We start from the raw sequence: 19,609 nt of genomic DNA on the forward strand, positions 1-19,609 counted from the left end.
CCGATTCCCGATTCCCGATTCCCGATTCCCGATTCCCGATTCCCGATTCCCGATTCCCGATTCCCGATTCCCGATTCCCGATTCCCGATTCCCGATTCCCGATTCCCGATTCCCGATTCCCTGTTCCCTATTCATTGATAGTAATAGGCGATAAATATGTGAAATCCTAGCATCACAAAGAATACACTGACTAGGAAGATATGGGTGGATAGCCAGATAGAGCGTAGATTACGAATTAGGGGGCCTTTAGATATACCCGGTAGCATGCTGCCAATGCCATCCTTTGCTGGCACCCAACCAAAATATTTTCTAGGAGATTCTAACACCCCGGTTTCCGCCACAACACCGACTAGAGCCGATAGGGTTACACCAAAAAATACCCACAGGAATATAGAATTAAAATTCTTACCCGTCGCCCCAATGGTATGAATTAATGTTGTCCCTAAAAGTGCGACTCCCAAAAAGATATGTAAACTGCGCCACAGCTGCATAGAACCAGGAATAGTCAACTTAATCATCCAGCCACGACTACGCTTTCTAGCTGTTAGTACCATCTCAAACAATACAAAGGCTAGGGATAGATAGCCGGTAATTTGCTTATAAAGTTCCCCTTGTAAAAGCTGATACCATTTAAAATAATTGTCCCGCAGCATCGGTAGATAAAGGGAACTGAGGGCAAAGGGAGTCAGAATTACCACACAGATGAAGGTGAGGATGATTAAGGTAGAAAATTTGGGCTTCATAACATAGTGGCTTTTCGGTTAAACCTATTTTTTAAGCAGTCAGCAGTCAGCAGTTAGCAGTCAGCAATCAGCAGTTAGCAGTCAGCAGTCAGCAGTTAGCAGTTAGCAGTCAGCAGTCAGCAGTCAGCAGTCAGCAGTCAGTCTTTGGGTGATAGTTGATAGCACCTCAAGTAGCGTGGGCATAAGCTGATAGCTAATAGCTGATAGCTGATAGCTGATAGCTGATAGCTGATAGCTGATAGCTGATAGCTGATTGCTGATAGCTGATTGCTGATAGCTGATTGCTGACACATTTCCCCTAAAAATTAGGTGCCTTTTAGAGGCAGATTAATGATGACGCCACCCATGACTTCGCCCATCTCGAAGACTTTGTCAGGATAGCGCTCTTTGTGTACAGGATGGGTGTTGTGGCAAGTGACACAGGCTTCAGCGACGGCTTTATCAGGGTAGACGGCAGAAAAATAGGTTGTACCAGCAATTTCTTGATAGTCTTTGTAAGGCTCACCAGTTTCAACCACTTCTGCCATTGCTTTCTTTTCAAATTCAGATTTTGGCGCTTGGTTATCGTTGATGTTCCAAGGGGAAATTAAGCCGTAGGTAAACTCTCCGTTATCAGAAGCAATCTCTGCTCCTAGACGGAACATTTGAGCTGGTAGGGGAATACCACCAGTTTGTTGCCAACCTTCAGTGGCTTCAGCATCAACTACTCCCTTTGGCTTGTCTTTGCCTTCTAATTTCTTTAAGCGGTTAATAACGTGCTTGGTGTAAGCGGTGCGGTCTGCTAACAGTACAGTATGGATATAATCCACAACTAATTCCGGAGCAACACCTCCAGCTTGCTGACTGGAACCGCCGCCACAAGCTACAACAGTGACGCAAATCGCTAAACCTAAGGCAATTAAGCCCACAGCTTTGGTTTTCATGCGATGTAGCAATGTATTGATTGCCATGATTTCGTGTTTCCTCTCCTTGTATTTAATTGGTATGACGTGGCTATGACGTAGCTATGACTAGGGCTAGGAATGATTAGCGTTAGCTAGTAGCTTTAATTAGTAGCTTTTACTACTAGTAGCGTTAATTAGTAGCGTTAATTAGTAGCTTTTACTACTGTTCAGCGTTACTCGACCGTTTCTTCTCAAATGCACGAACTAGATCAAAGGTTTCTAGCTGAAGGCTAGGAGGTCGAGCAAAGTTTTCCTCTACTAGCTCATCGTCGAAGATGCTGTTATAGCTATACTCGACGCTGTGGCAGTTCATACAAACTTCCTTAACCATGCGATCGCGTGGTTTAAGAGTAAAGGTATTGTTGTGATTAACGACAATTGTGTTTTCTGTGTTTTCCAGCTGCTGACGAGGTAGATGACAGCTAGCACAGGTGACCGATTCACCATTAGGTCTGGGTAACGTACCTTGGTCGGCCAATAGTTCGGCATGCTTTGAGTTTTGATAGTTGAGGGAGTGGGTGTCATTATGACAGGTCAAGCAGGAATCTACAGAGGCTTGCCAGGTATTTACAGAATGGACATTGTGACAGCTGTTGCAGTTCATTTGCTTGTCCATCGCTGACTCTTTCATCGGCAAATGAGCCATTGCTGGTGTCAAGGGAGATAGTCCTTCTGAGATCCGAATGCCATGCTTACCATACAGAAAGGTCTCAACTGCTACCTCATGGCAACTTTGACAACTTTCCTGGGTTGGTTTAACCACTAATTCTTTAGTGTCAGAGTCTTGGTGACAGCTAGAGCAGTTAACGTCTGCTAAGGCATGAGCACTGCCTTGCCACAACTGATTAATCTCAACTAATTCCCCTTGGGAAAGGGATGCAGCGGGATCTTTGGGCACACCCCCATTAGTGGCTAAATCAATAACGTTGTTTGCGTTACCTCGGATACCGCTGACGAATACAAACCCAATTAGGACGAGTACAATGGCAATCAGTTTTTTCATGACTCGCTCCCCAGGAATTCTTCACCTAAATCGGGAGTAGGCGCTTCTTCTAATTCCCCAGTAACTGTGCGCTCCAACAGTACAGGTTCTGGCAACATCGGCAACTGATCGATATTCTGACGCAGGAATCCTGTCGAGATGGAGCGGTGGTCGTGGAAGTTATGACAGCCTGCGGTCCAGCAACCATCCGGAGCAAATCCTGTATGACTGGCTAAGTCACCGGTGATGATGCCCTCATGGCAAGCCATACATAGGTCTGGCTTGAGGTGAACTCCTCGCCCAAACATATGGACGTGTTCGTTATGACAAGCAGTACAGGTTAGTACATCTATCTTGGTTAAGAGTTCAGCCCAACGGGGGTCACGGAACTTTTTAGATCCGTGAGCATCTGCTGCCATTTCGGCTTCGTGACAGCGCATACAGGTTTCGTTGGTGACCGGTTTAAACCCCTCATGACAGGAGTTACAGGAGACCTCAAACAAAACATGCCCCTCCGAGGTAGTGCCAGGAAGGAACACACTGCGGTGATCTAAAGCGAAGGCAGCGCTTAACCACGTTAGTAGGATCACCATCACACCGATGATGACTACCTTGGATTGGAGAATAGTAGGCTTAAAAAACTTACCCAGATTGCTTGCCATTTTTAACTATTTACAACAGGATGGCTTACAAGAGCATGGCCAGGATCAGGGTGACAATTCCACCAGCCCCAAACACGCCACCGACTAAGGGCCAGTTAATGTTTGTTTCCGGCACCTCATACTGTTGGGGGCTGGGTTTTGTGGCCTCTGGTTTTGGGGAATCTAACTCCACTTCTTCAGAGGAATAATCCGCACCATCCAACATGATGGTGGTAATGGCTCCGTAGGCATCTACCCAGGCTTGCTTGACCTCTGGTGTCCAATCCGCCCCCAAGTATTGCTCAAAGGTTTTTAGGAGGCTATTGCCCACTAATGGATAATGTTCTGGCAGCGCTCCATACTGAACATGTCTCGCTCCTAGTCCTTTGAGGGCTGAACTGAGGGTATCTGGTTTACGTAGATTTTCTACTACCAGTACCAAGGAAGCCAGCAGTTTTTTCTTTTGCGCAACCATGTCTGTGGTATCGAACAGAGGCTGGGCGGCTGGATAATCGGTGAATAGATTTTCGTAGAAGCTGGCTACAAATTCTGTAGCGCGAGGCTTAACCTTATCAAAGCTTTGTTCTAATAGTTCGACTTGTAAAGACATTGCTATATATCACTCCCTAGGATTTAGATGGGATTTAGATGGGATTTAGATGGGATTTAACTGTTAGCTTGGCACCGAGCCCCCTATACTTACTTCAACCCACTTTTGGGTTGGAGTCATTGAGGTTGAGAGTTTGACATCCCCTAAAGGTAGATGCCCAGTGGAGATAACCTCCCACCAGGCAGGATTTTCAAGATGTCTAACTGTGTAAGGTTCCCACTGACTAACACTGACTAAGTCGATGTGATTAGATCAATAGTCCATATCGAGATATAACGATAGGTTTCACAATCGGGAAACATCGTAGCTTTTGTTACAAAGAATTTATAAAATTTTATATTATGCATCAAAATATTGCATTTAATACATTTTGGATTTGATAATTAGGCTTTGGTTGGAGAACGCTTAAATTAGAGTCCGATATTCGGCGTTGCTGAATCTTCGAATTAATAGGAGTAGAGTGGGCATCCTGCCCGCCCGAACATATATGTGTGGAACTGGCATCTTGCCAGTTCCACACATATATTGAAACTGGCAAGATGCCAGTTCCACGCCTGATGCCCATTCCACAGGTGCGACCCAAGGCCGCGAGGGATTGCTCGCGGCCTTGGAGGCGCGCACCTGACTCTTAAAATCATTCCATTATTAAGTAACGCTGGAAAATCAGCTGTTCGTCGGATCAGTCTCCTGTGTGATCGAGATAGTAGTCCAATGCAGTGAATTTGATGCAGTTAATTTTTTATTGCCGTGAGGCAACGATTAAACAATGCTGAACATTTTAAAACAAGCAAGTCTTGCTGGACAGCAGGAAAATTTTTCATTACTCACTCACCATCTTCAGCAGTTGTCCTTAGGGAAAAATGGTCAGACACAGCAGCGGTTAAGTGATGAAGAGTTCCAGCTAGCTTTGAGTCTGGGATTACAGGTGCTCAAGAGTGGGGATTTTCAAGAAAAATGGGCTTTAGTAAAGGTGCTACCAAAACTGGGGAAAGCCGTTATTGCTCCGGTGATCAGCATCCTAGAAGATGAAGCACTAGATTTGGAAGTCCGTTGGTTTGCTGGTCGGATCTTAGGTCAGTTTGATGACCCGGCAGTGGTGATGGTGCTAGTCAAATTGCTGAAGGATGGTGAGGATGAAGAGTTAGCCTATATGGCTTCTGAGGCACTGGCAAACATTGGGACTTCAGCGGTGGCGGCTTTAAGCCGTTTCCCAGAATCCCCAGAGGCCAGATTATTGGCAGTGCAAGCCCTGGCTCATATTCACCGTCCGGAAGTGATTGAGCCATTGCTGAGTGTGGTTAATGACCCCAGCTCGGAAATACGGGCTACTGCTATTGAAACCCTCAGTAATTTTCGCTCACCCTCAATTACTCCAGTTCTCCTGAATGCCATAAGCGATCAAGTGGCAGCGGTGAGGAAAGAAGCGGTGATTGGTCTAGGGTTACTACGCACTCTGTTGCCAGATTTAGATCTAGTCAAGCGGATTAAACCATTGCTTTATGACCTGAATTTGGAGGTTTGCCACCAAGCTGCGATCGCACTCGGGCGTTTAGCTACCTTGGAAGCCCATCAAGCGTTAGTTAAGGCACTCCAGTCACCAGCTACACCAATCAGTTTACAAATCGAGATTGTCCGTGCTTTCAGTTGGGAGTTTACTACCAATTCCCTACAACAGTTACAAGCAGTGCTGAGGGAGGCACCCACACCAGTCTGTCGGGAAATCATTAGCGTCCTGGGGATGGTAGAGTCAGACTATTTGAAACCCAAAGCCGCTGAGATTTTGATCGACTTTTGTCAATCAGGGCAAGTGGCTACCGAAGATCACCAAATCAAACAAACTCTAGCCATGTCCCTAGGACAATTAGCTCAATTTAAATCAATACCCTTACTCAAAGACTTGGTGGCAGATTCAGATCACTCCGTGAGCTTGCATGCGATCGCAGCCCTCAAAAAATTCTGATTGTAAATTCTCATTCTAAATTCCCTTTAGTCTAGGGGCGTAAAGCCTTCATGGTCTACCGTTGCTAAGGCTTGCATTTTTTTGTGCTATACTCTATAATTGTGGTTTAATTCAGAAGTGGGCTACCCCTTAACTCAAATCCCTAAGGTGGACTTTAATTGAGGAAAGCCGATCTGAGCCATCCATAGAGACAACAGAAAAATCAATAAAAGCAAAGATATTGCGGAGCAAGCGTGGTTTAAAAGCCAATTATGGGCGTTTGCTTCATGATTTTGCCACAAAAATTTGCTACCATCAAGTACACTCGCGAACCCTAGGGGACGATTTAATAGAAGGCCATTGAGTAGTCCAGCCTCAATTGTTCCTAGACTTGCTCTGTGGATGGAGAAATACGAGTGAATATAAACGACGATACCGTATTCAAAGCACTTCTGAGTTCACTGAACACAAATCCAGGCTTTGACTTTACTAAGCACCAGATTCCAGGTCAAAAGTGCCTCAAAATTGAATCACTAGATCCTAAGCAATCCTCTCTAAAGCCGGAGCTGCTCTATGCTGCTCTAGAGGAACTCTCTACCGGTTTTGAGGAACTCAGCGAGAAGTATGAGGCTTTGCAAGCGGCTTACGCTGTGTTACAAGCACGGCAACAACACTACCATAATTTGTTTGAATTGGCTCCGGAGGGTTACCTGGTAACCAATGCTCAAGGAATTATCCAAGAAGCAAACAGTGCAGCTGCTAGTCTACTAAACGTACAGCAGTATTATCTGGTGGGTAAACCGCTGATGAGCTTTATCAGTGAAGCTGAGTCTAATCGGTTCGACCTCCAACTCCACCAGCTCCAGGAATTGCAAAAGCTCAAGGACTGGCAAGTGGTATTGTGTCCACGGCAAGGTAAACCTGTAGCGGTTGATATGTCAGTGTCTGTCTGTTGTGACTCTCAAGGCAATGTGGTTAGTATCCAGTGGATCATACTTAATGTGACTGGGTTCTAGAACCGCTAAAAGAGCTCGAAGTCAAAGACATCAGGGCTCTACAATCCGGTTTTATCATTACCCTTTCTCTGGAATTGAGGAAATTCCTGAGTAAGATCATCAATTAACTAGCACAGATGGCTGATTGTGCTTCTCTGCTTGGGTTGACAAGGCTAATCCGTTACCCTTACCAGATTTTATCCAGCTTCAGCACGAAACCAGGCAGTACCGACTCATCACCCTTGACCGTAGCCGGATTGTCCAACTGTTCCACTTCTACCCCAGGACGGTAAATATACACCTGACGACTATTTGGGTCAATCAACCACCCCAAGCTAGCGCCATTTGACCTGTACTCCTCCATCTTGTTCTTGAGATCTTTCACCCTATCAGTGGGGGAACGCAATTCAATCACAAAATCCGGGCATATGGGAGCAAATTTTTGCCTTTGTTGAGGTGTTAGGGCTTCCCATCTTTCTAACTTTACCCAAGAGGCATCAGGGGAACGTTCTGCACCATTGGGAAGTTTGAAACCAGTGGATGAGTCAAAACCTACTCCTGTACCGTCCTGTTCCACCCAAGTCCACAACTGACCACCTATACTTAGATTACGTTTTCCGGTTTCACCTCCTGTTGGGGGCATAACAATTATTTCTCCCTCTGATGTCCGCTCAATACGTAATTCTCGGTTAACCTGACAAAATTCAAAAAATTGGTCATCATCCATCTCCAGTGCCGGGGGCATCCTCAGCACAATCGGATTAGTTTCAACAGCTGTGGTGGCGAATGTCATGATTTAGTTGCTTCCCGCACAACAGAGTTTCTTCTATTCTAGTTATTGGTACTTACAGCGGTTTTCAATTCGGTGAGGTACAAATTTCTACGTTTTAGGGAGCAGGCAAGAGGCAAGAGGCAAGAGGAACCCACCCCTAACCCCTCCCAGGAGGGGAAGGCAAGAGGCAAGAGGCAAGAGGCAAGAGTGAAAAAATTCTGTGTACCTCAGGTGCGACCCGTGGCGAATTTAATTCTTAATGGGTCAAGCGCACCTAATAGTTATGAAAAACGCTGTAACTATCAGACCACAATTTGTTTTGTACCGACAAATTCTGTTTCAAAGGTTAAATTCTCATCTTCTAGCAGCATTTCCATTACTTCTCGCAAATTTTCCTTTAACTCGTCTAAGGTTTCTCCCTGAGAATGTGCGCCTTTAAATCCTGGAATATAACCAACGTAGAGATTGGTATCTAAATCTCGCTCAACAATTGCAGTAAATGTTTTCATGAAATTCTAGTTTTTTAATTTAATAATATCTTCTAGCGGTTTGCGACTTTTCAAGTAGCGTGAGCTTTTAGCTGACGGCTGACGGCTGACGGCTGTTCGCGCTACGTCATAGCCCCTTAGCGCCAGTCACCGATTAGAACAAAGGGTGCCCAGTAATAGGGATGTTCGTAGTTAGGGTCTTTCAAGGTACTTAACTGAGCAAGGCGCAGGGCTTCAGCTTTGGTAACGTTCCGTTGAGTAAATTCTTGGTAAAACTGACCCATTAGCTCAGCAGTGGCTTGGTCGTCAATAAACCACAGAGCGCCGAGAATACTGCGGAATCTAGACCTTAGGGCTAATCCTGCGAATCTAAAAGGTGTTTGATTATTACTTTGAGCAGTACTACAATAACTGAGAACGAGTAATTCAATCGGGTCAAATTTTTCCTGTTCTCTTGAACTCAGTAACTTTTCAAAGTCCTTGGCTTTAATTTTTCCATCCCAAGTAAGTATAAATGTATCTTCTGATTCTGAAGAAAACTGTGAATGGCTTGCCAAGTGAACTATAGGGAAGTAAGAGGAGTTAAGTGCGTTTTCCAGGGCTTTACCAGTGAAGTCCTGATTAAGTAGGATTGAACTTGGTATCATTGAGCTAATTTTTTTTACCTCCACCTCAACAAAGGGTAATGGTGAATAGCCTTGGCGGAATTCAGAAACTCCAGCAATCAAAGCTTTTAAAGGTTTTTGTTTCTGGGGCTGAGGCTCTAGACTCTGTAAAGCGGGGGTGACAGCAATGGCATATTTTTCTACTAAATGCTGCTCACCATCGTAGAGAGCTGCCATGGGAATACTTCTTAGCCTACTATTGGGCACAAATACGATAGTCTTGATGTTGCTTTTAGCTAACTTAGTTTCTGCTGGTTTAATCAGCAATTCGTAAATTTTTGGGGAGAATCTACGCCATAAACGTCTATGCATGATTCGCACTGCCTCTTTAAAACTGCTAAGCGTTTCCTCAACTTCTTCTGCAGATAAAGGTGTTGAGTAGCGGTGCAAGGGTTGACCGGGCAAGTGAAGAATTACTTCCAATCGATTATCCAAAATAATAGGATAGATTACTGCTGCTTGGGAATCAATTTGGTCAATTTCGATTAGATTAGGATTCAAAGGAACTATCTCACGGAAGTTATTGAGTTGAGTCAAATGGAGCGATTCAATAACCTGACGAACTTTTCTAAGAGTGTGCTGGTTAGAACCAGTTTCCTCAGAATCCAAAAGTGACCCAATAAACTCCTGATAAACACTCTCTACAATCTCTATAAAATTAACTTTTATAGCTGGATTTATGCTGCTTAAATCCCTACCTAAGGATTGGATAGTATCAAAAGCCTTACCGTAAGCATACAAGGCTCCTTGAGTATCTCCTTGAGCTGTCATCAAACGAGCTTTGCTCATTAGAGCTTGGGCAAGAATAATTGAGTGATCTAGAGACTTTCTATTATCTGCATTGGCTAATATTTCCAAACTTTCTGAAACTGCCTTATTTGCCTGATCAAACTGTTCAAGTTGCTGATAGGCAATAGCAATATTGGTCAGCAGCATGGCTTGTTTTAGTTCATAGTCTTGAATCTCAAAGGAGAGAGCTGCTTGTTTTCTGGCTCTTTTTGCCTTAGAGCGCTTATTGGCTTTGTAAAGTTTTACAGCAAGTTCAGAGAGCTGCGATACATTTTGAAATTCTTGCTTTACCTGGTTAAGTTCTATCTTGGCAGAATCAACCTGGCGATTCGCGTTTACCAATAGAATTACTGTTAGTATTCCAGAAATACCAGCTCCCAATAACGCTAAAATTAAGACACCTAATCCGAACCGCATCTGCCCTTTGGCTTTCCGATTCGCCTCAGTTAGTACCAGATTTCTCTTCTGGGCAGCTTCCCTATCTTTCCTCTCTCTCTCTAATGCTGCAAATCGCTCTTTTTGAGCAATTTGCTCCTCTATCTGCTTTTTCTCACTTGCTGCCAGAAACTGCTGATCTAAATAACTTAAATTCTTACCCTTTGCCCAAGCTTGAGCATTCTTTAGAGTTTTACCCCGCAACAATAGTGACTGATCCTGACAATCTGACGCCACCCAAGCCCTAAAGGCTTCCGAATAGGGACGTAACTGGGCTAATTCTTGCTTAATCCAGTCCTGATTAAAGACTTCACGGTAGATCGGGTTATACACTTTAAGCACTGGAGAGGTTCCAAGTCTGTGCTTGACCACTAACCCAGATAACTGTAACTTCCCCTCCTCAAAACTGTTATTAGCAACAACTTCCCCCTGCTGCCACACCTGCTGATACAATTCCAACAAATAGGCAGCCCGTTGCTCATTACAAAGAATGCGATCGCGTATGGTCTTCAAGTGTTCCGGTTGATCGGTAGCTTCCCAGTTGTCGATAAAATGCGATCGCACCAACCTCTCAATCCATTCCTTCTCCCTCTCCTTCTCCCCCCTTATTAAGGGGGGTTGGGGGGGATCCAAACTTGTTAAGGGCTTCTCAATCGATTTATTCTCCCCCCTTATTAAGGGGGGTTGGGGGGGATCCAAACTTGTGAAGGATTGGGGGGGATCCAAACTTGTGAAGGATTGGGGGGGATCCCAACACCCAGAACTAACCACCAACTGACAGAGCTTTTGAGTAAGAAACGGTTGTCCCCCTGTCCACTTTACTATCTCCTGGATCACAGCCTGGGGGTTGCTGACGTTTCCCTCCAATCCCCTGACTAATGGCTCTACTTCATGGAGTTGAAAGCCATGTAACTCAACTGCTCGGCCAATATTAAACGGGGTGCGGTCTTTATCTGCTATTAAATCCCCTGGTGTCGCCACCCCCAATAGCACAAAACTGATGCGATTATAAGCATAATTTTCCGCCCGTTTGTTATAACAGGCTCGAATTAGGGCAAAAAAGTCATCTTTAAACGCCAGTTGCAGAACGCTATCAATTTCATCAATAAAAATAACAATCCGTTCGGTAATTTGGATCAGTAATACTTCTTCGATAAACTCCCGAAAAAGCTGTACTGGCGGAATATCTTTGTGCTCATTGAGCCAGCTGCGAAATGATAATTTTTCTTGTAAACCGAATCGGTTAATCAGAGTTTTGGTTAAGCCGCCATACCATTTCTCTGGGGTAACCTGTTGGGTTCCTAATTCGGTAATATCAATGGATGCACAAGCCACTCCCTGGTTTTGCAGCCGTTTCATGGTTCGCACTCTTAGGGAAGACTTCCCCATCTGGCGGGAATTCAAGACATAGCAAAACTCTCCAGCCAGCAACTGCTCGTAAAGTTCCCCGTCAGCGGTACGCACCACATAAGTACTAGCATCCGGTGGTAGGCATCCCCCAACCTGATAGGCTCCTGTACTCATGACAGTTCTCCTAGGTGGTCTCTAAAATACTGTCGATATAAATTACAACTGGCCATGACCTGATTGCCTTGCTTTTTCACTAGCCCCATGCTGTACAACTTATAGGCTGCTATCAAGTCCAGATGCACAGGAGCGTTAGCATCAATCACCTGTAATAGTGCTTTTGCCAAGTCTGGGTGTGGTTGCAGCATCCGCCACAGATGTCGCAGGTGGTTGGCGTAGATGCCAGCATCTGTGGGAGCGGCTTGCAACAGTTGCGCCAGGGAGTTATTACCGTGGATTTGGCAGTGAGATAAGGCTTGCTGTACCAGATCAGGATGACCTCCCACCATCCCCATCAGTTGCTCCACAAGGGATTCACTCCAATCCTGTCCATGTTGTCGGGCTAATTCCTGGACTTGTTCCGGGGTAAATTCTGGTAATTCAATGGGCACTCCCACATTAAACGGGGATTCATTTATATTGAGAGGGATATAGACATCTGTGGAATGGACAACCACCAACCGTAATCGTTTCCAGACCTGTTCCACTTTCCCCCGTTCGTGCCACGCCCTCAGCAATCCCAAAAATTCTGAAGCCACCTCAGGGTAGGGAAAAACTCGGTCTACTTCATCGAGACATAAAACCACGGGAGCGCCAGCTTCAGGCAGAAGATAGTTCTCAAAGTATTCGGTACAATCGACTTTAGCCGTGGAAAAGTCTTCATCCCAATAGTCTCTCAACCGATTCGGTATCTTCAAGCTTTGACCAACACTGATACAAAACCACTTGAACAATCGATCGACATCGGTCAAGTCATTGCTATGGGCTAAGTGGAAATTTACATAAGCCTTTCGGTAGCCCTTCTCGGCAAGCTGATCCAACATTCTCACCATCAGCAATGTCTTCCCCATCAGCCTCGGAGCTTTAATCCTGACCAAGGCACCGGGACCTAAAAGGGCTTGATAACAAGACTGTTCAATGGGAGGACGTTGGACATAAATCAATGAAGAGTCTTCCTCAGGGCAGTGTGTGATCACTACTTCTGAGTTTACTGTCCCATGGGCTGACGTATCATTGCCAGTATTTTCGTCAAAGAATGCAATGGCGTTCCAGTCTTGCCCCAGTTTTTCACTAATTTCTTTGAAATTCAGGTTATCTACAGCTCTGCCATTGAGATAATTATTGACGGTTGATAGAGATATCAATAACTCATCAGCTAAATCTTTCTGGCGAGGGAAACCGTTGCGTTGAACCGCTAATTTTACCTGGTCAATATACTCTGGGCGAACTCTAAGTGAGCGTGGCATGGTCTAGGTTAGATGAGCTAATCAAACTATAACGCTCTTTCCTAGGGACTTAGCCCAACTCAGGTACAACTCAGGCATAACTCACCTTTTAACCTACGGCAAATTCTGTCAACTTACGTGCGTTGGGGTCATGATAACCGATCACAATTTCTGACTTAGGTACTCCTAATTCTACGAGCTCATCGGCTACACCAACCCCAGTACCATCATGTTGAATCCAGATTTTTTCTCCCTTGATATCAATATGGATCAACGAACCACAAACTCGACGGTCACCTGACCAGCCAACTGTTACTATTGACACTCCCCGCTAATCGCGAGACGGGGATTCTTCGCTCAACGATTCGACTTGCTGAACCTGGCCGGAACCAAGAACAGTAGAGGTCAAATCTCCCGAAGCGTTGGGGTCTAAGACCCAGGTTCCGGTGTGCCCCACCGTACCCAAAGCTCTCTTCAGAATGTTGACTGCGGCGTTGTGATCTCGATCTAATCTACAACCACACTTACAGGCGTGAGTCCTAGTTGATAGTGACTTCTTCACGATTTCACCGCATTCAGAGCAGTTTTGACTGGTATAGGCAGGATTTACTGCAACGGTGACCCTGCCGAATTTTGTTCCAAAGTGCTCTAACCATTTCCTAAATTGATACCAACCAGCATCATTAATAGATTTAGCGAGACAGTGATTTTTAACTAGATTCTTAACCCTTAAATCTTCGTAGGCGACCAAATCGTTAGATCGGATTACGCAACGTGCCAGTCTCTTGGCATGTTCTTCACGCTGCCTACTTATTTTAAGATGGTGTCTACCTAGTCTATTAATGGCTTTTTTCCGATTGGCTGAGCCTTTTTTCTTCCGAGATACCCGGCGTTGATAAAACTTTAGACGTTCTTCTCCCTTTCTATAAAAACGAGGATTAGACTCTGAGTAGCCATCAGAGTCAGTGTAAAACTCTTTCAGTCCTACATCTAGCCCTATAGTCTTCCTGGAAGGGTCTAATTCTTCTTTTACATCAACCGCAATACAAAACTGAACATAGTATCCGTCAGCCCTTTTAACAATGCGAACTCGCTTTATTTGCTTTAAATCAAATCGCCACAAGTCCCATGTCCCCTTGAGCTTCAGTTTTCCTATGCTTTTTTTGTCCCTGAATGTTATAGCTTTCTTGTCAGGCGATAGTTTCCATCCAGATTGCTTATACTCTACTGAACGGCAATGCTTTTGGAAGCGAGGGAATCCTTTCTTGCCAGGTATCTTTTTCTTGCAATTGTCGTAAAATCGAACGATCGATGACCATGCACGCTCAGACGCAGCCTGTCGCGCTGTTGAGTTCAGTTCATTAGCGAAAGGTAATTGCTTGGCCAGTAATTTGCAATACTTACTGAGGTCATATTTCCCGGTTCCTTTATTGTCCATCCATAATCTAATGCAACAATTACGGATAAACTTAACTGTCCGAATAGCCTCATCTATTGCAGAGTACTGACTTTCTTTCCCGTAGGCTTTGAACTCAATTATGATCACCGGATATCGACCTCCTCCGTTACTATTTTATCTTACACTATTTAGCGACTTTAGTCGCTACTGGCTTTCATCCCCGGTTTAAAAACACGGGGCTTTCAGCCTTAGGAGCCCCGTAAGTAATGATCATCGTTGTGGTCAAACACTGTAAATTGTTCAATCTCACCATAAGAAGGTACAAACTGTTTATGTCGAGCTAACACCTGCTGAATCCATTGCCGATACTGGTTCAATCGTTCCACTGTACAACTACCTCCTTGTCTGGGTCAAAAACTAGTAGTTTTACCTTGTATTATTTTAGGCTTATTCGCCATTTTCAGTGGCACCGTCTCTAAGGAAGGCGCATTTTTTAAAAAATACATCCACAACTCATCGAGTTGGTCTAACTCCTCCAACTGCTTCTCAAACTTCGGTAATTCTACAAACACTAATTCTAAGTTATTTTCTACGTAGCTGATGTTGGGTGCATCTCATATTTGTAAAAAGGGAGTGTGGGGCCCGGGCGCGGGGAGTGTGGGAATTTTTGCCTAATTGCCAAACTCAGATGCACCCTCCCTGTTCCCTGTTCCCGATTCCCGATTCCCGATTCCCGATTCCCGATTCCCGATTCCCGATTCCCGATTCCCGATTCCCGAATTTAATAATTGTTTATTGTTACTTATAACAGTGTTAATTAAAATAAATATGTATCATATATCAAAAATTTGGATTACAGAGGTTAAACCTGATCTAATATCGAATATTATTACCATAATTGCATAATTAATATGCTTTAATTCCATCAAGCCTAAATTTTTTGTATTAAAAAATACAAACAAAACCTCCATCCAAGGTAATTCTTAAAATCGTTAAAGTTAATCGTCTCTTAACTATCCCTTGATCAAAAACTGATCAAAAAGGGCTCAAATGACACTAACTCAGGACAAAGGAGCATTACGGGATCGGGAGATGAGCAGAAAAACTACCAGAATTCTGAAGCTGGTATTTCCTGATCTGTTATCTCTGTGTGCCATGTTGTAATCAATTTGTCATGAATTAGTGACAGACCTGACAAGAGACGGTAGTCGTGTTGACTTGACGGTAGTCGTGTTGACTTGATCGAGTCAAAACCCTGATTGAGTGTGAGGAAACCCTGTGAACAGATCAAAAAATTTGTGGCTCTCTGTGCTAAAATCCCCCACCTTGTTTGTTGGGGCAACCCTATTGATTTCATCCTCAGCAGTAGCAGCAACTGAGGAAGCTTTGCCAGAAGAGACTATCTCTCAAGAATCCGCTGTCAAGCCTACCACTACAGTAGAAACACTGACTTTACAAGCACTCCCTGAGGTCACTTCCCTAACTCAGTCCGTTCTTGCCTCTGATCTGCCATTAGTGGCTGATGCCTCTGATGCCTCTACTGGGTATACGGTTAAGCTCAGTAATTCCACTACCAGTAATTCCACTACCAGTAATTCCACTACCAGTAATTCCACTATCAGTAATTCCACTATCAGTAATTCTGCTAGTGATTCAGTGACGTCATACGGTGACGAGGAAACTGCAGAGGATGACTTGATGGGACCGGTGACTGGTGTTTCTCAACTGAGTGGACAGACTGTAGAGGATGACTCTATGGAACAAGTCACTAATGTGTCTCAACTCAGAGACATTTCCCCTGGAGATTGGGCTTATGAAGCATTACGCTCTTTGGTAGAACGCTACGGCTGTATTGCTGGTTATCCCAATGCTACCTTCCGGGGTAACCGAGCTTTGACTCGCTACGAATTTGCTGCTGGTTTGAATTCCTGTTTGAACCAAATTGAGCGTTTACTGGGGGGCGTTACTGGAGATTTTATCACCCGTGAGGACTTAGAAAGTCTACAACGGTTAATACAAGAGTTTGAAACAGAACTGGCTACCCTAGGGGCACGAGTAGATAACCTAGAAGGACGGGTAGCCTTCTTAGAAGACCATCAGTTTTCCACCACCACTAAACTCAAGGGTGAGGTGATCTTTGCTCTAGCTGATGCCTTTGGAGGGGATGCTGATGATGTTCAGACTGTTTTTCACAACCGGACTCGTCTCAACTTCTTAACCAGCTTTACCGGTAAGGACATGCTCCAAACCCGTCTTCAGGCTGGGGATGCCCCAACCTTGATCACAGGGGCTGGTGGCGAGCTGGCGGGAACTCAAGAAGGTCGCTTTACCTACGATGGACCGAGTGGTAATGACGTTATTATTGATATCTTGCGCTATAAGTTCCCCCTAGGGGATAAAGTAACGGTTCAACTGTTGGCTAACCGAGCACTGCATCACTATTACGTCGATACCGTTAACCCTTTCTTTGAAGGTCGTGCTGGTGGTTCCAATGCTATTACCCGTTTTGCTGAACGTAATCCCATCTATCGGATTGGGCCATTCGGTGCTGGTGCTGCTCTTGCCATCAAGCCCATCAAGGATGTTCGGATTGATTTAGGTTACATCTCCAACACCGCTAGCAATCCTCAAGAAGGCCAGGGTCTATTCAATGGCAACTTTTCTGCGATCGCTCAGTTGGTTTATGGTAGTGATTTCAAAGTTGGATTCACCTACATTCGGGGTTACGAAAATAATGGTGCTGGACGACCCCGTTTAATCCTAGGGGGTACTGGCACAGCCCTGGCTAATCTCAATCCAACAGCTTTGGGGAATGCTACCAGTTTAGGCACAGTTGACTTTGATACCGCAAGAGTGGAAAGCAACTCTTTCGGTGTTGAAACCTCTTTGAGACTTACCCCCAACATCGTACTCAATGGCTGGGCAGGCTACACCGATGCTGAGTTGATTGGCTTGGGTGATGCTGAAATTTGGAACTTTGCTGCTGGTATAGCTTTCCCGGATTTGGGCAAAAAAGGTAATCTGGCCGGAATTTTTGGTGGTGCGGCACCAACCCTCAGAGGACTGGATTTGGATAATGGCAACAGTAACTTTGACAATGATTTTGCCTACCAGGTTTCAGCGTTCTATAAGTACAAAGTCAACAACAACATCTCCGTTACTCCAGGTGTAGTTTGGCTTCTGAATCCTAACCAAAGTTCTGACAACGATGATGTAGTCATCGGTACCCTCAGAACTACCTTCACTTTTTAAGCTTTAAGCTAGATGTCCGGCGCTCTACCCATGGTTGGTGAGCGTCGGGATGAAAGCCGTTAGGGAAATTTTACTAAGGAAATTTGGGAGTGGTACACAATTGGTGATTTTAGCTCCCGTTACCTTGACCAGAGCGTAGCCAAATCACTACATCTTTACCACTACCACTTTTCACAGGATCTGGAAAAGTCAGCTAAACTACTCAGACACTAAAGCCTTACAATTCGGAGCAAGAGCCTCATATGTCAAGGACTCGTATTTATGCCTTAGATCAGTTTGCACATAAGGAAAAAGTTGAGTCATAAGAACACCAATTAACTTCCGCTTTGGATCGGCAAAATAGTGAGTGTTATATACACCTGCCCATTGAAACGAACCTACGGAACTCGGTTTATTAGAAGCATTGGGATCATCCTTAACAAAAAAGCCATTTGTGAATTTATAACCAGCTATATTAAATAATTCTTGAAAAACTTCATTTCCTTCCTTGTCGTTGTCTCTTACGGAGAGGAATTTCCTAACTGTTTTTGGTTTAGCAATACGAACTATTTTTATTCCATTTCGACTTTTTAACTTGCCCTTATTAAGCAGCATTTGCAGAAAACGAACATAGTCATCAGGGGTAGAAACAAGACCAGCACCACCAGAGAAATAGGTATCTCCAGTTTTATAGGGGTAAGCTTCATCCATGATGAAACCAGGTACGATTTCTTTAGGTGTAGTACCCATGCGAATCAAACCACCATTCTCGAAATTCGGAATATAAACTGCTGCAAGACGATTCCGCTTGGAAGGGGGTACATAGAAAGACGTATCGTTCATTTCCAATGGCTGAAAAACTCTTTCTTGTAAAAACTCAGCCAGTGTCTGTCTCGATACCACTTCTACTAAATAACCCAAGATATCTGAGCTTAGTCCATAACTCCATTGCGTACCAGGTTCAAACAGCAAGGGTAATTTAGCTAGACGACCAACCATCTCACTGATGGTACCTGGGGTAGTAGAATAGCCATCAGAAATTTCGGCTTGTTTTAGCAGCGGACCAAGAATAGGATGATTGTTGAGATTGTAATCTATCCCTGAGGTGTGGTTAAGCAATTGTTCAATTGTAATTTTCTTAGTTGCTCGTCGAGTTTTGTAATCATTAGGTTGTCCTGAAGAACCTGGTACCACAACCTTCATATTGGCAAAAGCGGGAATATATTTAGAAACGGGGTCTTTTAAATCAATCAGACCATCTGACGCCAGTAGGTGAATTGCAAAGCCAGTAATGATTTTAGAGTTGGATGCAATCCGAAAAATAGTATCAGGCTTCATTGACTCACTAGCTTCGATATCCCGTAAACCTACTGCCTGACGATAGGCAATCTTACCTTTACGGGCGATGATTACAACACCACCAGCAATTTCTTGTTTATCTACACGATTTTGCAAGTCGTCAGTAATCGCTTCAAGTTTATCGGAGCAAAAACCTACCTGTTCTGGTTTTTTTGCAACAGGTAAACTTTGAGCAAATACACTTGCATCTAAATTAATGAGTGCTGCTGTTACTACTGTTAATGATAACTTTTGAACCCACTTCATAATAACTGGAGTTTAGAGTTAGATTGAGTCTAATTAGAATACCATAGTAATTCCATCTATAGCTTTTATCGCAGTAATGAGGTACACATTGTTTTTTACCTCTTCCCTTTTCCCTCTTCTCTGATCCCTTATCCCTTTGTTTAGCCTCGTGGCCCACGGTCTGAGTTCCTGGTCCCTAAAACCCAGAAATTTGTATGTACCTCATGGGTATAATAGCTATATAGCCATCTTAAACGATTGATTTGTTGATTTGTAAAATCAATCCGCAAAATCTGGAATCATTCCTGGGTAAGGTTGATAGTGATGGCTTTGGTAAATATATTTGATGAATCATTTAGGACTGCTATTATGTCGGATAAATTGTACTTTTAAAAAATAGCTAAGATAGAAAAATATTTGGTAATCAAGGCTCTTGCAGAGTAGCTTAAAAAGGGTAACTTAAGATGTAAATAAAGATGGCCTTTTTTAGTCAGTCATGTCCGTGTAGGAGATGTCAGTAGCAAATTTGATCAGCTAACCATAAATTATCTAGCACTTCGAAAACAAAAAAGCGCTCCCCATCTGGAGAGCGCTTTTTTT

Annotated in this window: 18 protein-coding genes; 4 read left to right on the forward strand and 14 right to left on the reverse strand. The window is 44.1% G+C overall.

Annotated features, from left to right (window positions below; genetic code table 11):
- Nucleotides 1-131 precede the first annotated feature (131 nt).
- The 6 genes from F6K37_RS12590 to F6K37_RS12615 all read right to left on the reverse strand — a co-directional run bounded on the left by F6K37_RS12590 (nt 132) and on the right by F6K37_RS12615 (nt 3,920).
- Nucleotides 132-743 carry a hypothetical protein gene (locus tag F6K37_RS12590; protein WP_287250514.1) on the reverse strand — a complete coding sequence of 204 codons (612 nt, stop codon included), beginning with the start codon at nt 741-743 and terminating at the stop codon, nt 132-134.
- A 137-nt stretch (nt 744-880) separates the two neighbouring features.
- Complete coding sequence (locus F6K37_RS12595; RefSeq protein WP_287250517.1) at nt 881-1,036, reverse strand: hypothetical protein; 156 nt, start codon at nt 1,034-1,036, stop codon at nt 881-883.
- A gap of 12 nt (nt 1,037-1,048) precedes the next feature.
- The gene (locus tag F6K37_RS12600; protein ID WP_008189374.1) at nt 1,049-1,693 is read right to left on the reverse strand and encodes a Tll0287-like domain-containing protein; all 645 of its coding nucleotides are present in this window, start codon (nt 1,691-1,693) and stop codon (nt 1,049-1,051) included.
- A gap of 154 nt (nt 1,694-1,847) precedes the next feature.
- Complete coding sequence (locus tag F6K37_RS12605) at nt 1,848-2,690, reverse strand: cytochrome c3 family protein (protein ID WP_287250521.1); 843 nt, start codon at nt 2,688-2,690, stop codon at nt 1,848-1,850.
- Nucleotides 2,687-3,331: a cytochrome c3 family protein gene (locus F6K37_RS12610; RefSeq protein WP_008189370.1), complete on the reverse strand. Its 645-nt coding sequence runs from the start codon at nt 3,329-3,331 to the stop codon at nt 2,687-2,689. The genes F6K37_RS12605 and F6K37_RS12610 overlap by 4 nt, the downstream gene beginning before the upstream one ends.
- Nucleotides 3,332-3,356: 25 nt before the next feature.
- Nucleotides 3,357-3,920, reverse strand: a complete 564-nt coding sequence (locus F6K37_RS12615) for a globin family protein (RefSeq protein ID WP_008189369.1) — start codon at nt 3,918-3,920, stop codon at nt 3,357-3,359.
- Between the two features lie 766 nt (nt 3,921-4,686).
- On the opposite strand from F6K37_RS12615, the gene F6K37_RS12620 reads away from it, so the two are divergent.
- Both F6K37_RS12620 and F6K37_RS12625 read left to right on the forward strand, forming a co-directional pair.
- Entirely contained in the window at nt 4,687-5,880 is a 1,194-nt protein-coding gene (locus tag F6K37_RS12620; RefSeq protein WP_008189368.1) for a HEAT repeat domain-containing protein, read from the forward strand.
- Nucleotides 5,881-6,275: 395 nt separating this feature from the next.
- Nucleotides 6,276-6,875: a PAS domain-containing protein gene (locus F6K37_RS12625; RefSeq protein WP_044495145.1), complete on the forward strand. Its 600-nt coding sequence runs from the start codon at nt 6,276-6,278 to the stop codon at nt 6,873-6,875.
- Between the two features lie 166 nt (nt 6,876-7,041).
- Here F6K37_RS12625 and F6K37_RS12630 read toward each other — a convergent pair whose 3' ends face one another.
- The 7 genes from F6K37_RS12630 to F6K37_RS12660 all read right to left on the reverse strand — a co-directional run bounded on the left by F6K37_RS12630 (nt 7,042) and on the right by F6K37_RS12660 (nt 14,580).
- Nucleotides 7,042-7,647, reverse strand: a complete 606-nt coding sequence (locus F6K37_RS12630; RefSeq protein WP_008189366.1) for a Uma2 family endonuclease — start codon at nt 7,645-7,647, stop codon at nt 7,042-7,044.
- A 281-nt stretch (nt 7,648-7,928) separates the two neighbouring features.
- Entirely contained in the window at nt 7,929-8,135 is a 207-nt protein-coding gene (locus F6K37_RS12635; protein ID WP_008189365.1) for a type II toxin-antitoxin system HicB family antitoxin, read from the reverse strand.
- A gap of 116 nt (nt 8,136-8,251) precedes the next feature.
- Nucleotides 8,252-11,527 carry a CHAT domain-containing protein gene (locus F6K37_RS12640; protein WP_287250526.1) on the reverse strand — a complete coding sequence of 1,092 codons (3,276 nt, stop codon included), beginning with the start codon at nt 11,525-11,527 and terminating at the stop codon, nt 8,252-8,254.
- Nucleotides 11,524-12,816 carry an AAA-like domain-containing protein gene (locus tag F6K37_RS12645; protein WP_287250528.1) on the reverse strand — a complete coding sequence of 431 codons (1,293 nt, stop codon included), beginning with the start codon at nt 12,814-12,816 and terminating at the stop codon, nt 11,524-11,526. The genes F6K37_RS12640 and F6K37_RS12645 overlap by 4 nt, the downstream gene beginning before the upstream one ends.
- Nucleotides 12,817-12,904: 88 nt before the next feature.
- Nucleotides 12,905-13,120 (reverse strand): element excision factor XisI family protein, encoded by a 216-nt coding sequence (locus F6K37_RS12650; protein ID WP_008189361.1) that lies wholly within the window; start codon nt 13,118-13,120, stop codon nt 12,905-12,907.
- Nucleotides 13,121-13,126: 6 nt separating this feature from the next.
- Nucleotides 13,127-14,341, reverse strand: a complete 1,215-nt coding sequence (locus F6K37_RS12655; protein ID WP_008189359.1) for an RNA-guided endonuclease InsQ/TnpB family protein — start codon at nt 14,339-14,341, stop codon at nt 13,127-13,129.
- A 101-nt stretch (nt 14,342-14,442) separates the two neighbouring features.
- Nucleotides 14,443-14,580 (reverse strand): element excision factor XisI family protein, encoded by a 138-nt coding sequence (locus F6K37_RS12660; RefSeq protein ID WP_008189358.1) that lies wholly within the window; start codon nt 14,578-14,580, stop codon nt 14,443-14,445.
- Nucleotides 14,581-14,861: 281 nt separating this feature from the next.
- Between F6K37_RS12660 and F6K37_RS12665 the strand changes: the two genes are divergently transcribed.
- Together F6K37_RS12665 and F6K37_RS12670 are read left to right on the forward strand one after the other, a co-directional pair.
- Complete coding sequence (locus tag F6K37_RS12665) at nt 14,862-15,002, forward strand: hypothetical protein (protein WP_154659944.1); 141 nt, start codon at nt 14,862-14,864, stop codon at nt 15,000-15,002.
- A 470-nt stretch (nt 15,003-15,472) separates the two neighbouring features.
- On the forward strand, nt 15,473-17,446 hold the full coding sequence (locus F6K37_RS12670; RefSeq protein ID WP_287250534.1) for an iron uptake porin: 1,974 nt from the start codon (nt 15,473-15,475) through the stop codon (nt 17,444-17,446).
- Between the two features lie 198 nt (nt 17,447-17,644).
- Here F6K37_RS12670 and F6K37_RS12675 read toward each other — a convergent pair whose 3' ends face one another.
- The gene (locus F6K37_RS12675) at nt 17,645-19,030 is read right to left on the reverse strand and encodes a serine hydrolase domain-containing protein (RefSeq protein WP_287250537.1); all 1,386 of its coding nucleotides are present in this window, start codon (nt 19,028-19,030) and stop codon (nt 17,645-17,647) included.
- Nucleotides 19,031-19,609 lie beyond the last annotated feature (579 nt).

Source organism: Moorena sp. SIO4E2 (assembly GCF_010671945.1).
Classification (GTDB): domain Bacteria; phylum Cyanobacteriota; class Cyanobacteriia; order Cyanobacteriales; family Coleofasciculaceae; genus Moorena; species Moorena producens.